Annotated in this window: 14 protein-coding genes; 12 read left to right on the top strand and 2 right to left on the bottom strand. The window is 73.2% G+C overall.

What is annotated here, in order from left to right; translation table 11 throughout:
• Window positions 1-94: 94 nt before the first annotated feature.
• The 11 genes from ABT057_RS20180 to ABT057_RS20130 all read left to right on the top strand — a co-directional run bounded on the left by ABT057_RS20180 (window position 95) and on the right by ABT057_RS20130 (window position 10,550).
• The gene (locus tag ABT057_RS20180) at window positions 95-505 is read left to right on the top strand and encodes a hypothetical protein (RefSeq protein WP_352344436.1); all 411 of its coding nucleotides are present in this window, start codon (window positions 95-97) and stop codon (window positions 503-505) included.
• A 92-nt stretch (window positions 506-597) separates the two neighbouring features.
• On the top strand, window positions 598-1,179 hold the full coding sequence (locus ABT057_RS20175; RefSeq protein ID WP_352344435.1) for a carbonic anhydrase: 582 nt from the start codon (window positions 598-600) through the stop codon (window positions 1,177-1,179).
• Window positions 1,180-1,187: 8 nt separating this feature from the next.
• Window positions 1,188-2,675, top strand: a complete 1,488-nt coding sequence (locus tag ABT057_RS20170) for a SulP family inorganic anion transporter (protein WP_352344434.1) — start codon at window positions 1,188-1,190, stop codon at window positions 2,673-2,675.
• Window positions 2,676-2,771: 96 nt separating this feature from the next.
• Entirely contained in the window at window positions 2,772-3,563 is a 792-nt protein-coding gene (locus tag ABT057_RS20165; protein ID WP_352344433.1) for a slipin family protein, read from the top strand.
• 62 nt (window positions 3,564-3,625) lie between these two features.
• The gene (locus ABT057_RS20160; RefSeq protein WP_352344432.1) at window positions 3,626-4,480 is read left to right on the top strand and encodes a polysaccharide deacetylase family protein; all 855 of its coding nucleotides are present in this window, start codon (window positions 3,626-3,628) and stop codon (window positions 4,478-4,480) included.
• Between the two features lie 18 nt (window positions 4,481-4,498).
• Complete coding sequence (locus ABT057_RS20155) at window positions 4,499-4,678, top strand: hypothetical protein (RefSeq protein ID WP_352344431.1); 180 nt, start codon at window positions 4,499-4,501, stop codon at window positions 4,676-4,678.
• Between the two features lie 102 nt (window positions 4,679-4,780).
• On the top strand, window positions 4,781-5,476 hold the full coding sequence (locus ABT057_RS20150) for an aminoacyl-tRNA hydrolase (protein WP_352344430.1): 696 nt from the start codon (window positions 4,781-4,783) through the stop codon (window positions 5,474-5,476).
• A 120-nt stretch (window positions 5,477-5,596) separates the two neighbouring features.
• A complete protein-coding gene (locus ABT057_RS20145) occupies window positions 5,597-6,943 on the top strand; it encodes an MbnB/TglH/ChrH family RiPP precursor modification enzyme (RefSeq protein ID WP_352344429.1) in 1,347 nt (448 codons plus the stop codon).
• A 232-nt stretch (window positions 6,944-7,175) separates the two neighbouring features.
• On the top strand, window positions 7,176-7,928 hold the full coding sequence (locus tag ABT057_RS20140) for a DUF4142 domain-containing protein (RefSeq protein WP_352344428.1): 753 nt from the start codon (window positions 7,176-7,178) through the stop codon (window positions 7,926-7,928).
• Window positions 7,929-8,035: 107 nt separating this feature from the next.
• Window positions 8,036-8,827 (top strand): TIGR04222 domain-containing membrane protein, encoded by a 792-nt coding sequence (locus tag ABT057_RS20135; RefSeq protein ID WP_352344427.1) that lies wholly within the window; start codon window positions 8,036-8,038, stop codon window positions 8,825-8,827.
• A gap of 133 nt (window positions 8,828-8,960) precedes the next feature.
• Complete coding sequence (locus tag ABT057_RS20130) at window positions 8,961-10,550, top strand: alpha/beta hydrolase (RefSeq protein WP_352344426.1); 1,590 nt, start codon at window positions 8,961-8,963, stop codon at window positions 10,548-10,550.
• Window positions 10,551-10,635: 85 nt separating this feature from the next.
• Here ABT057_RS20130 and hemQ read toward each other — a convergent pair whose 3' ends face one another.
• Window positions 10,636-11,373: a hydrogen peroxide-dependent heme synthase gene (gene hemQ / locus ABT057_RS20125; RefSeq protein ID WP_352344425.1), complete on the bottom strand. Its 738-nt coding sequence runs from the start codon at window positions 11,371-11,373 to the stop codon at window positions 10,636-10,638.
• A 5-nt stretch (window positions 11,374-11,378) separates the two neighbouring features.
• Window positions 11,379-12,836 carry a protoporphyrinogen oxidase gene (hemG, locus tag ABT057_RS20120; RefSeq protein WP_352344424.1) on the bottom strand — a complete coding sequence of 486 codons (1,458 nt, stop codon included), beginning with the start codon at window positions 12,834-12,836 and terminating at the stop codon, window positions 11,379-11,381.
• Between the two features lie 160 nt (window positions 12,837-12,996).
• Between hemG and ABT057_RS20115 the strand changes: the two genes are divergently transcribed.
• Window positions 12,997-13,899, top strand: coding sequence for a DUF4349 domain-containing protein (locus ABT057_RS20115; RefSeq protein WP_352344423.1), 903 nt, complete (start codon window positions 12,997-12,999; stop codon window positions 13,897-13,899).
• Window positions 13,900-13,925 lie beyond the last annotated feature (26 nt).

The raw sequence follows: 13,925 nt of genomic DNA, 5'->3' as shown, positions 1-13,925 counted from the left end.
TGCAAACAACTTTGCAGGGTTAACGTGTTTCTTGACCAGTCATTGACCAACCATTGGTCTGGACTAGATGTGCGAACGGCCGGGAGGGGGGCACATGTTCCGAGGTACGACGGCCAGGACCGCGCTCGCGCTCCTCGCCGCCGTCCTGCTCGCCCTCCCGTTCTTCGCACCCGCGCCCCCCTTCGCATCCGCGCACACGGTGCGTCAGGTCGAGGCCAAGGGCCAGCCCAAAACCCACCCCTCCGGCAAGACCCTGCGCGACGAGTACGTCACGGCCCGCGACTGCGGCCTTCCGGTCGGCGGTCCCGCGGACCCGCTGCGCTCCCGCGACCGCCACCGCGCCACCGCCTGCGCCGCCTCCGCCCCTCCGGAGCCCGAGCGCGCGCTGCTGGCGCTGGATCCCGCGGCCGACCGCCAACCGGTCCGCCCGCCCGATCCCCGTCACCGGCCGTCGAGATCCTCGGCGGCCCACTCTCCGGCGGCACTCCAGGTCTTCCGCTGCTGAGAGAGCGGAGCAGAACAGCAGTTCCCCCACCTGTCCTGTTTCCCTGCACGTCCGACGCGCCCCCACCGCGCGCCAGGAGGAGTCACCACATCATGCAGCCCCTCATCGACAACGCCCGTACGTTCGGACAGCGCCCTGAGGAGTTCGCCAGGCTCGCCGAAGGCCAGTCCCCACAGGTCCTCTTCATCACCTGCTCCGACTCGCGGGTCGTCCCCGCCCTGATCACGGGCGCCCGCCCCGGCGAGCTCTTCGAGCTGCGCACCGCGGGCAACATCGTGCCGCCGTACGGCTCCGAGCGTCCCACCGGCGAGGCCGCCACCATCGAGTACGCGGTGGAGGTCCTCGGCGTCCAGGACGTCGTCGTCTGCGGCCACTCGCACTGCGGTGCCGTCGGCGCGCTGGTGCGCGGCGACGACCTCGACGCCGTCCCCGCCGTACGCGACTGGCTCGCACACGCCGCGGACGAACCGGGAGCCGCCGACCCGAGCGACCCGACGGTCGCCCTCGCGGTCCAGAACCACGTCCTCGCCCAGCTGCTGCGGCTGCGCTCCTACCCCTGCGTGGAGAAGCGGCTCGCGGACGGCCGGCTGCGGGTGCGCGGCTGGTACTACGAGGTGCACACCGGATCGGTGCTCGAACACCGCGTGGACACCGACGGGTTCGAAGCCCTGTGAGCGCCCCGATGACCGACACCACCCGCCGGCGGATATCCGGGTTCCCCCACCTGAGGCAGGACTTCGCCGCCTCGCTCGTCGTCTTCCTGGTCGCGCTCCCGCTGTGCGTGGGCGTGGCCGTGGCCTCCGGCGTGCCGGCCGAGCTCGGGCTCGTCACCGGCATCGTCGGCGGCCTCGTCACCGGTCTGATGCGGGGCAGTTCCCTGCAGGTGTCCGGCCCCGCGGCCGGACTGACCGTGCTGGTCTTCGAGGCGGTGCGGGAGTTCGGCCTGCCCGCCCTCGGAGTGATCGTGCTCGCCACGGGCGTCCTGCAGATCGCGATGGGCGCCCTGAAACTGGGCCGCTACTTCCGCGCCATCTCGGTCTCCGTGGTCGAAGGCATGCTGGCCGGAATCGGCCTGGTGCTGATCGCCGGTCAGCTGTACTCGGTGGTCGGCGCCAAGGCACCGGAATCCGGCCTCGGAAAGATCGCCGGACTGCCCGGGGCGCTCGTGGACACGGCAGCGAGCCCCGACGCCGCGGCCTCGCTCGCGCTCGGCGCCGGCACCGTCGCCGTGCTGGTGCTGTGGAAGCGCGTGCCGGCGAAGGTGCGGACCGTGCCCGGCCCGCTCGCGGCGGTCGGCCTCGCCACCGTGGCCGCCCTGCTGCTGAACCTGCCGGTGGCGACCGTGGAGGTGCAGGGCCTGCTGGGCTCGGTCCAGCCGCCGTCGCTGTCCGCCTTCGGCGGGCTGGCGGACATCGGTCTGCTCGGCACGATCGTCGCGTTCACCCTGATCGCGTCCGCCGAGTCGCTGTTCAGCGCGGCGGCGGTGGACCGGCTGCACGACGGCCCGCGCACCGAGTACGACAAGGAACTCATCGCCCAGGGCGCGGGCAACGCGCTCTGCGGGGCGCTCGGCGCGCTGCCGATGACCGCGGTGATCGTGCGCAGCGCGGCGAACGTCCAGGCGGGCGCCCGGACGAAGGCGTCCCGGGTGCTGCACGGCGTGTGGCTGCTGCTGTTCGCGGCCCTGCTGCCCGGTGTGCTCGCCTACATCCCCATCCCGGCCCTGGCCGGCATCCTGGTCCACGCCGGTGCCAAGCTGGTACCGGTGCGTTCGATCGCGTCCCTGTGGCGCGAGCACCGCGGCGAGGCCCTGATCCTGGTGGTCACGGCGGTGTCGATCGTCGCGGTCAGCATGTTCGAGGGGGTCCTGATCGGTCTCGCGCTCGCCGTCGTGAAGACGGCGTGGGAGGCCTCGCACATCCGGCTGGAGGTCGTCGACAAGGGCGCGGGCCCGATCCAGGCGTACCTGTCGGGCAACGCGACCTTCCTGAAGCTGCCGAAGATCCTCGACAGCCTGGAGGCCCTCCCGCAGGACCGCCCGGTCGAGCTGGACCTCTCCGGCCTGCACCACCTGGACCACGCCTGCCGTACGGCCCTGGAGACCTGGGCCGAGCGGCACAGCACGGCCGGCACGGAGCCGGTCAGGGTCACGGCGGCCTCGGGGTCGTAGAAAGACCGCTGCCCGGCCCGGGGCGTGGCCCCGGACCGGGTGGCGGGCATATCGTTGCATAGGCGGATGTAACGGACCTCTTGCGAGGAGGTCGCCATGCTCCAGGAGCTGTTGGGTGTGGCCGCGGCGGTCGGCGCCGCGGGCCTCGTGTATCTCGGGGCGGCCGCGCGGGTCGTCAAGCAGTACGAGCGCGGGGTCGTCCTGCGTCTCGGACGGTTGCGCGGGGATGCCCGGTCGCCGGGATTCACGACGGTGATCCCCGGCGTGGACCGGCTGCGCAAGGTCAACATGCAGATCGTGACGATGCCGATCCCCGCACAGGAGGGCATCACCCGCGACAACGTGACCGTGCGGGTCGACGCGGTCGTGTACTTCAGGGTCGTGGACGCGGCGGCCGCGATCATCAACGTCGAGGACTACCGCTTCGCCGTGTCCCAGATGGCGCAGACCTCGCTGAGGTCCATCATCGGCAAGAGCGAGCTGGACGATCTGCTGTCCAACCGGGAGAAGCTCAACGAGGGCCTGGAGCTGATGATCGACAGCCCGGCCGTCGGCTGGGGCGTGCAGATCGACCGGGTGGAGATCAAGGACGTGTCCCTGCCGGAGTCCATGAAGCGCTCGATGGCCCGCCAGGCCGAGGCCGACCGGGAGCGCCGCGCCCGGATCATCAACGCGGACGCGGAGCTGCAGGCGTCGAAGAAGCTGGCCGAGGCGGCGGCGCAGATGGCCGAGCAGCCCGCCGCGCTCCAGCTGCGCCTGCTCCAGACGGTGGTGGCGGTGGCCGCCGAGAAGAACTCCACGCTCGTCCTGCCGTTCCCGGTGGAGTTGCTGCGCTTCCTGGAGAAGGCCCAGCAACAGCCGCCGCAGGTGGCGGGTCCGGACGGGTGACCGCAGGAGAAGGCACAAGCATATTGTCGTAGAAGCCCTCTTTCTCCTTCTACGTTCGTACGGTGATCACTCCCGTATGTCGTCTCGCCGCCCTCTGCGTCCTCGGCGCAGTCCTCACGGCCTGCGGCGCCGACACCTCCGCCCCGGCGCTCCGGCCCCGCGCCGCCCGTCCGTCGCCCTCCGCCTCCCCCGCGCCGTCCCGGCCGCCGACCCTCGCGCCTGGTCCGGCCGGTCTCACCCCCGTCTTCGAGAACGGCCCCCGCACGCTCGGCCGGACCGTCGCCCTCACCTTCGACGCCGACATGACCGCCGACCAGGGGCCGCGGGCGGCGGCCGGTGAGCACTTCGACAACCCGGGACTGATCAGCGCACTGCGGGAGCTGAAGGTGCCGGCCACCGTGTTCATGACGGGCCGGTGGGCCGAGGAGTACCCCGACCAGGCCCGCTCGATCGGCCGTGACCCGCGTTTCGAGATCGCCAACCACTCCTACAGCCACTACGCCTTCACCGACGACTGCTACGGCCTGCCGACCGTCTCCGAGGACCGGATGCGGGCCGACGTGGAGCGGGCGTACAAGGCGTTCCGCAAGGCCGGGGTGGTGGACGCGATGCCGTACTTCCGTTTCCCCGGCGGCTGCTACGACCGGCGCGCGCTGCGCGCGGTGGGCGGCACCGGCGTGACCGCGGTGCAGTGGGACGTGGTGAGCGGGGACGCGTTCGCGACCGACGCGGACGCGGTGGCACGGCAGGTGCTCGACGGGGTGGGACCGGGTTCGGTGGTCGTCATGCACTGCACCCGCAGCGCCGCTCCGACGACCGAGCGCGCGGTCCGCACGATCGTGCCCGAACTGCGCCGGCGGGGCTACCGGTTCGTGAAGGTCTCGGAGCTGATCGGGGCCGCGGGCGGGCGGCGCTGAGGCTCGTACGCTGGAGGCATGAGCGAGGACTCGTACTGTCTGATCGACCCGGCCAAGCCCCCCAGGGCGGACGGGCCGCCGTACGCCGAGTGCGTGCTGTGCCGGGAGCCGACGGAGTACCCGGAGTCGTACAAGGGGATCACTCTGTGCCCCGTCTGCGAGTGGCAGGAGGCGCAGCGGACCGCCTGTTCAGGGTGATCAGCCCGGTCAGGGTGGCGGGCTTCGGTTCCCGGTGCGCGCTGCTGAGGGCCCGGGGGCCGCGGAGGCCGTGGCCCCCGGGTGGTCCAGTAGCCTGCGCCTGTGAATGAGAGTCCCTTTCAGACCGAGCCCAACCCCCGGGATCAGGCACCCCAGTTCGTGCTGCCCCTTGTCGTGCGCCTAGAGAAGGCGGCGCCCCCGGCCCGTACCGACGCCCTCGAAGCCGCCGCGCGGGCCGTGCTCGTCATGCTGAGCGATGAGCGGTCCGTCGGGGACGGGGAGTGGGCGCAGGCGGTGCGGGACTGGCAGGACGCCCGGATCCGGAAGGTCGTGCGGCGGGCCCGGGGGGCCGAGTGGCGGCGGGCCGAGGCGCTGCCCGGCGTCACCGTCACCGGCAAGACGGCCGAGGTGCGGGTGTTTCCGCCGGTGCCCCTGGACGGCTGGCCGAAGGAACTGGCGAAGCTCCAGGTCTCCGGGACCGACCTCGACGACCCGGAGCCGCCGGCCGACGCCGATCCCATGACCCCGGTGATCTGGCTGAACCCGGATCTCGACATGTCCGCGGGCAAGGCGATGGCGCAGGCGGGGCACGGGGCCCAGCTCGCCTGGTGGGAGCTGTCCGAGGAGGAGCGGACCGCCTGGCGCGAGACCGGGTTCGCGCTCGCCGTGCGGACCGCCGAGCCCGGACGGTGGCGGGAACTGACGGCGAGCGGACTGCCGCTGGTGCGCGACGCGGGGTTCACCGAGATCGCGCCGGGCAGCTGCACGGTCGTGGCGGACCATCCCGCACTTCGCTGAACCGTCCCCCGCCGAACCTCAAATGTTGCTCTGAAGGTGGGCCCGAGGCGGTTCGGCGGGCGGGGGCGGGGTCATACCTCCGTCACCGGCCGGGGGGCGGCCCGTGAGGAGGCGGGGAACATGACGCGACTGGGGACGGGGATCGGCTGGCGGCCGGAGATCGCGGACGCCGTGGAGCGGATGCCGGGGATCGACTGGGTCGAGGTCGTGGCGGAGAACACCTGCCCCGGTCACCTCCCCGAGTCGCTGGTGCGGCTGCGCGAGCGCGGTGTCACCGTGGTCCCGCACGGGGTCTCGCTGGGGCTCGGCGGCGCCGAGCGGCCGGACGAAGGGCGGCTCCTCGCGCTCGCGGAGCGGGCCGGGGCGCTGGGCTCGCCGCTGGTCACCGACCACATCGCGTTCGTCCGCGCGGGCGGCCCGCTGACCGCGACCGCGCCGCTCGAGGCCGGGCACCTGCTGCCGGTGCCACGTACCCGGGACGCGCTGGACGTGCTCTGCGAGAACGTGCGCATCGCGCAGGACGCGCTGCCCGTGCCGCTCGCCGTCGAGAACATCGCCGCCCTCATCGCGTGGCCCGGCGAGGAGATGACCGAGGGGCAGTTCCTGTACGAACTGGCCGACCGGACGGGCGTACGGCTGCTGATCGACGTGGCGAACCTGCACACCAACCACCTGAACCGCGGCGAGGACCCCGCCAAGGCGCTCGCCGAACTGCCGCTGGAGGCCATCGCGTACGTCCATGTCGCGGGCGGCTTCGAGCGGGACGGCGTCTGGCACGACAGCCACGCCCACCCCGTCCCGCGGCCGGTCCTCGACATCCTGACCGATCTGGCGTCCCGGGTGTCGCCGCCCGGAGTGCTGCTGGAGCGCGACGAGAACTTCCCCGAACCGGCCGAGCTGAAGCGGGAGTTGGCGGAGATCCGGGAGGCATTGCGCAGTGGGGAGCGGCTCGCGGTGGCGGCCGAGGCGGCGCGGATCGCCCGTCACGGGGCGGCGGCGGGCGAGATGGTGCGGCCTGCGCGAGAAGGGGTGACGGCGGAAGTCGGCGGGCCCGCCGAGGGCACCCGCGAGCGGCTCGGGCTCGCCCAGGCCGCGCTGCTGTCCGCGCTGGTGGCCGGGACGCCGGTGCCGGAGGGCTTCGACGGGGTGCGGCTCGGGGTGCAGGCGCGGGCGCTGGCCGCGAAGCGGGCGGGGGTCGTGGCCAAGGTGGCGCCGGAACTGCCGGCCATCCTCGGCGCCGGATACCGTCCGGCGTTCCTCGCCTACGCGCAGAGCCGTCCGATGCGCGGCGGCTACCGGCAGGACGCCCTGGACTTCGCGGAGCAGCTGCTGCTCGGCGGGCGGCTGGAGGAGGGGCGGACGAGACGTGAGCTGCGTGCCTGGTGGCTGGACCGGTCGGGGCCGGCCCCGCGGTCACGGCCGCGGCAGGCACTGGCGCGGGTGGGGCGGTCGTTGATCCGCCGGTAGGTGCCGCGGTGGGAGATGTGCCCGGTTTAACACCGTGGCCTCCACCACCGCCGGCCGCCCGATTGGCCCTTGTTGCGCCCTGTATGACGCCCCCTCACCTCTTCCCTTTCGCACCGGATGCCCCTGATTCAACCCTTCGGCCCGGCACGGAACTTGGCAGTGACGGCGCAGTAACATGCGAGTCCCCGCACCCGAAACGCACGAGTGTGCGGTGCCGTGAGCAGGAGGCACCATGCGACCGCGACCCCCCGTCAGAGGCAGAGGCATCTTCAGTGGCACCGGGATCATCGTCACAGGCCTGGCCGCCACCCTTGTGGCGCTGCTCTACCCGTTCTGGTCGTACTCCCACCAGTCGGCGACCGGAGCGGACGTACTGAGCGCACAGACCGTGCCGACGCAGTACGGGCCGCTGTCCGACCTCGACCTGGAGTTCATCACGAAGGTCCGGCTGGCCGGGCTGTGGGAACTGCCCGCCGGACAGCAGGCCGAGCAGAAGGGCACCACCGCGGCCGTGCGGACGGCCGGTCAGCACCTCGTCGAGGGGCACACCTTCCTGGACGAGCGGGTGCGCGACGTGGCGTCGAAGCTGGGGGTCACCCTGCCGAACGAGCCCAACGCCCAGCAGAAGGGCTGGCTGGCGGAGCTGGACTCGGCGCAGGGCGTGGACTTCGACCGGAAGTTCGCCAACATCCTGCGGCTCGCGCACGGCAGGGTGTTCACCGTCGTCGCGCAGGTGCGGGCCGCCACCCAGAACTCGCTGGTGCGCGCGCTCGCCGACGACGCCAACACGACCGTCCTGGACCACATCAGGATCCTGGAGGCCACCGGATACGTCGACTTCGACGCGCTGGCCCGGGACCTGGCGGCGACCGGCACGCCCGTCCCCGCGGCCGATCCTGGCACCGTGGTGCCGGTGGCGCCGTCGCCGTACCCGACGTACACGCTGCCGCCGGCCGCGACGAGCGCGCCGCCCTCCGGCTCGTGAGCGAAACGGGCCCCTGAAGCAAGCGGAACGTCACATACCCACAACGCTCGGTCCGGATCGTGAACAGGGCATGGCGTTTTCCCGTGTACACGGCATAGAAACGTGGCATGTTCTGGGTCCTTCTCCTGCTCCTGGCCTGGGCCGCCGCCGGCGCGTCCTGCACCCGGCTGTGCCTGGCCGCGGTACGTGCGGCGGCCGTCGACACGGACGCGGGCCAGGGACACGACCTGACCCTCTACGAGGCGGCGTTCCTGTCCGGCGGCCCCGGCCGGGTCGCCGATCTGACCATGGTGTCGATGGCGCGCCAGCGGCGGCTGCTGCTCGCCCACACCGGCTGGGCGACCGTCGTGGATCCGCGCGGACGCGACGAGATGGAGCGGTCGGTGATCGGGGCCATCGGGCCCGACGGCCAGTCCCGGATCGCGCCGGTGCGGGCCGCCGCGGCTGCCGCGGACGCGGTGCGCGGCCTCGCCGACCGGCTGGTCAGCGCGGGGCTCGCGGTGCCCGACCGGGCCCGTACGACGGTGGCGGCGGGCGTGCGGCAGGTGCGGCTGGCCGCCGTGTTCGTGCTGGCCGTCGGGGCGGTCGCGCTGTCGATGCCGACGACCGCGGACCACGGCGCCGGAATGCCCCGCAGCCTGGTCGCCCTGTGGTTCGCGCTGCCCCTCGCCCTCACGCTGAGCTGCCTCGCCATAGCGCGGGTGGAGGTGCATCCGTACTCGCGCTGGGCCTCCCCCGCCGGGCAGCGGCTGCTGGGCGGGCTGGCCCGGCGGGCCGGCCGGACCGGCGGCCCGGGGGACGACCGGTCGTATCTGACCTCCGTCGCCGTACTCGGCATCCGCGCGGTGGGCGAGCCGGACCTGCGGGCGGCCTTCGCGGAGGCGCAGCGCGAGCGGTAGCGCCGGGCGCGTTCGCCTCTGGAGGGGGGCGCACAGGGGGCATTGGCGGCGACACCCGGGGGCGGTGCTTGCCTTCCTGCACAACCGTACGAAACATCCCTTTTGTCGCCGCCGCGCACCGAAGGGACACGCGATGAGAGCCGCCGCCCTCTACTCGGCCACGGGAGCCCTGCTCCTGACCACCCTCTCCGCCGTACCGGCAGGCGGTGTCCCGACCGGCGCCGGCGCCCCCGCCGGACTCGCGGCCGGCGTCGCGGCCGCCGCCGCGCGGGCCGCGGCCCGGGGCATCACCTTCGGCAGGTGCGCCGACGCGCAGGACCTGCCCGGCAGCCTCCAGTGCGGCACGGTCGGCGTCCCCCTCGACTACGCGCGGCCGAACGGCAAGCAGATCAAGCTGACCGTCAGCCGGGTCACGGCCACCCACCGCGACCCGCACAACGGCAAGCACCGGGTGCCCCGCAAGGGCGCGCTGGTCTTCAACCCGGGCGGTCCCGGCGGCTCCGGCCTGTACTTCCCGCTGATCGGACTGCTCCCCGAGTGGAAGCGCGTCGGGGCCGCCTACGACCTCGTCGGCTACGACCCGCGCGGGGTGGGCCGCTCGGCCCCGCTGTCCTGCCAGGACCCGGAGAACTTCTTCAAGGGCCCCTCCCCCGCGCCGGCCCACCCCTCCGAGTCGTACAAGCGGGAACGCGTCGCCGAGGCGAAGGCCTACGCGCGTGGCTGCGCGAAGCGGGCGGGCGGCGCCCTGCGGCACTACAACTCCCTCAACAACGCCCGCGACCTGGACGTGCTGCGGGCCGCGCTGGGCGAGGAGAAGCTGAACTTCATGGGGGCGTCGTACGGCACCTACTTCGGCGCGGTGTACGCCACCCTGTTCCCCTCGCACGTCCGGCGGATGGTGTTCGACGCGGCGGTGAACCCGGACCCGGCGCAGATCTGGTACCGCAACAACCTCGACCAGTCGATGGCGTTCGAGAGCCGCTGGACCGACCTGCGGGAGTGGATCGCGAAGCACGACAAGGAGTACGGGCTCGGCGACACCGCGGAGAAGGTGCTTCGCAGCTACGAGCGGGCCCTGGCGCGGCTGGCCGCGGAGCCGGCCGGCGGGAAGGTCGGGCCGGGGCAGTTGCAGAGCGCCTTCCTGCAGGCCGGGTACTACGACGACTACTGGCCGCACCGGGCGCGGGCACTGTCGGAGTACCTGAAGGGCGACCCGGAGGAACTGATCGCGCAGGCCGCGCCGGTCAGGGAGGCCGCCGCGGAGGCCGAGAACTCGAACGCCGTCTACACGGCCGTGGAGTGCAACGACGCGCCCTGGCCGACGGACTGGAAGGTCTGGGACCGGGACAACACCCGGCTCGCGCGGGTCGCCCCGTTCGAGACCTGGGACAACGTGTGGGCGAACCTGCCGTGCGCGTACTGGCAGGCGCCCCGTCAGCAGCCGCTCGATGTGCGGACCGGGGCCGGTGAGTTGCCTCCGACGCTGATTCTCGCCTCCGAGCGGGACGCCGCCGCGCCTTATGACGGGGCGCTGGAGATGCACCGGCGGCTGTCGGGTTCGGTGCTGGTGACGGAGCGGGACTCCGGGACGCACGGGATCGCCGGGGGCCCGAACCGGTGTGTCAACGGGCACCTGGACGCGTATCTGCTGGAGGACCGGGTGCCGGCGCGGCGGGCGGCGTGCGCGGGGCATGCCGAGCCGCAGCCGACGGCTGATCACTGACGCCGGCTACGGGCCGGGGGTGGCCGGTCGCGCCCACGCGGCGGAGCCGCAGATCGACACAGCACCGCGCCCCCTTGGGGGCGCTCTATGCGAGGCCTGCCACCAGCTCCGCGACCGACTTCCTGCGGCCCGTGTAGAAGGGGACCTCCTCACGGACGTGCATCCGGGCCTCCGAGGCGCGCAGGTGGCGCATGAGGTCGACGATGCGGTACAGCTCGTCGGCCTCGAAGGCCAGGATCCACTCGTAGTCGCCGAGCGAGAACGAGGCGACCGTGTTGGCGCGGACGTCCGGATAGCCGCGGGCCATCTTGCCGTGGTCGGCGAGCATCCGGCGGCGGTCCTCGTCGGGCAGCAGGTACCAGTCGTAGGAGCGCACGAACGGGTAGACGCTGACGTAGTCGCGCGGCGTCTCGTCGGCGAGGAACGCCGGGATGTGCGAGCGGTTGAACTCCGCGGGGCGGTGCAGCGCCATGTTCGACCAGACCGGCTCCAGGGCGCGGCCCAGCCTGGTACGGCGGAAGAGGTTGTACGCCTCCTGGAGCTGGTCGCTGGTCTCGGCGTGCCACCAGATCATGAGGTCGGCATCGGCACGCAGACCGGACACGTCGTACGTACCGCGGATCGTCACGTCCTTGGCGGCGAGCTGGTCGAACAGCTCCTGGACCTCGTCGGCGTAGCCCGCGCGCGAGGCGTCGTCGGGGAGCACGTCCTTCAGCCTGAAGACGGACCACAGCGTGTAGCGGATGACCTCGTTGAGGTCCTTGGCCAGCTTGCCCTTGTTCGGGATCCGGCCGGCCTCGGTGGTGGGGGCGTCGTCACTCATGGGTCTCATTCTCCCGCTCCGCCGTGCAGGCTCTGCACCGGGTCGGCGGTGAGCTCCGCCGCGGCGCGCGGGTCGCCTCCGATCTGGTCGACCGCGGCGTACGCGCTCGCGATGCAGGCCGGAATGCCGACGCCGTCGTACTGCGCGCCGCAGACGGCGAGGCCGGGGAGCTTGGCGACGTGTTCGCGGATGCGGGCCACGCGCGCGTGGTGGCCGACCGGGTACTGGGGCAGGCCGTCCGTCCAGCGGGTGACGCGGGTTTCGAGGGGGGTGGCGGTCAGGCCGGTGGCCTCGCGCAGGTCATGGCGGGAGACGTCGACGAGTTCGGCGTCGGAGCGGCGCAGGATCTCCGTCTCGCCGTACCGCCCGACGGAGGTGCGCAGCACGATCACGTCCGGGTTCTCCTCGGCGATCCAGCCCCACTTCTGGGAGGCGAACGTCGACGCCTTGATGGTGCGGCCGTCGACGGGCGGGACGAGGAAGCCGCTGCCCTCGGGCAGGGCGGCCTCGGTGCGGCGGTAGGCGAGGGTGATGAGCGCCATGGAGGCGTACTCGACGGTGCGCAGTTCGGCGGCGGCCGCCGGGGACTCGGCGGCCAGCAGTCCCGCGGCGGCGGGCGCGGGAACGGCGACGACCACCGCGTCGGCGGTCAGGACGCGGTCCCCCGCGGTCACCTGCCAGCCGCCGGCGGGCTCCCGGCGCAGCCCGGTCACCGGCACGCGCGTGTGGATCTCCCCGCCGCGCGCGCGGACGGACTCCGCGACCGCGACCGGAAGGGAGCCCACGCCGCCCTCGATGCCCATGAAGACCGGCCCGGTCTGCTGCTGGGCGGCGGCCCGGGCCTGGATCTCGCGGACGGCCTCGGTGAGCGAGGTGTGGGTGCGGGCGGCCTGGTAGAGCTGCGGGACGGCCGAGCGCATCGAGATGCGGTAGGCGTCGCCGGAGTAGACCCCGCCGAGCAGCGGCTCGATCAGCCGGTCGACGACCTCGCGGCCCAGACGCTCCGCCACGTACTCCCCGACCGCCACGTCCTCGCCGACCTCCGTGCGGGGCAGGTCGGCGTCGCGCTCGATCCGGGCGAGGCCCTCTTCGGACAGCACCCCGGACAGGGCCGCCGCGGTGCCGGGTACGCCCATGACATGGCCCTTGGGCATGGGGCGCAGGGCACCCCGGGTCCAGATCGAGGCGCTCGCCGTGGCCGGCGGCTGGAGACGCTCGGCGAGGCCCGCCTCGCGCGCGAGAGCGACCGCCTCTTGTCTGCGGGCCAGCATCGACTCGGCGCCGAGGTCCACCCGCACGCCCGCGATCTCGCCGGGCAGCAGCTTGCCGCCGACCCGCTCGGAGGCCTCCAGCACGGTCACCCGCGCCCCGCGTGCGAGCAGCCGGTGCGCGGCGGCCAGCCCCGCGATCCCGGCCCCGATGACGACGACGTGCTGCCCCGCACCCGTACCCGTTGCGCTCATGACCCCCACTCTCTCAGACCCCACTGACACCGCCGCCCCGCCCTCGGTGTCCGCGCCGCGTCCCGACCGTGACCCGTTCGGAACCGTTTCCGTCCAACGTTCCGCCCCGGCCCCGCGTCGAAGGAGCGTCAGTCGTCACAACCCTCGGGGGGACACCCAGATGCATGCGCGACGTTCCGTACGACCGGTCCATGCCCTGGCCGGGATCCTGCTCGCCGCCGCCCTCGCGCTCACCGGATGCAGCGGGGCGAGCGACTCGGGAGCCGACAGCTCCAGCGCCGCCGACAAGGCCGCCGCCGTCGGCGAGGCCCCGGAGAACGCGAAGAGCGGCGCCGGGGCGAGCGGTGCGAAGGCCACCTCCGCGCCGAAGCTCACCGCCACCCGCATCATCCGCACCGCCTCCCTGACCGTGCAGGTCAAGGACGTCCCGAAGGCCCTCGACGAGGCCCGCACGACTACGGAGAACGCGGGCGGATACGTCGGCGACGAGACCACCACCCGGGACGAGGAGGGCGCCGAGCAGACCAGGGTCGTCCTGCGGGTGCCCGTCGAGCGCTACGACGACGTCCTCACCGCCCTCCAGGGTGCGGGCAGGCTCCTGGAGCGCACGGCGAAGGCCCAGGACGTCACCGACCAGGTGGTCGACGTCGACAGCCGCGTCGCGTCGCAGCGCGCCAGCGTGGCCCGGATCCGGGAACTCATGGACCGGGCCACCAAGCTCAGCGACGTGGTCGCCCTGGAGGGCGAACTGAGCAGCCGGCAGGCCGACCTGGAGTCCCTGCTCGCCCAGCAGGCCTCCCTGAAGGACCGCACCAGCCTGGCGACCATCACGCTGAGCCTGTCCGAGAAGCCGGTCGAGAAGGCCGCCGGGGACGACGACCCCGGGTTCACCGACGCGCTGGCGGGCGGCTGGGACGCGTTCGTGACGATGCTGCGCTGGCTGGCCGTGGGCCTCGGCGCGGTCCTGCCGTTCCTCGCGCTGGCCGTCCTGCTCGTCCTGGGGTGGCTGGCACGGCAGCGGCGCAGGGCGGCGCCCCCGACGAGCGAGCCCGGGCAGGACTGAAATGCGGGGCGCCCGTAGCGTGTTCG

It is taken from the genome of Streptomyces sp. NPDC002588, from assembly GCF_040295925.1.
GTDB lineage: Bacteria > Actinomycetota > Actinomycetes > Streptomycetales > Streptomycetaceae > Streptomyces.
Note: the sequence above shows the minus strand (reverse complement) of the source record. Positions and strands in the feature narration are given on the sequence as shown.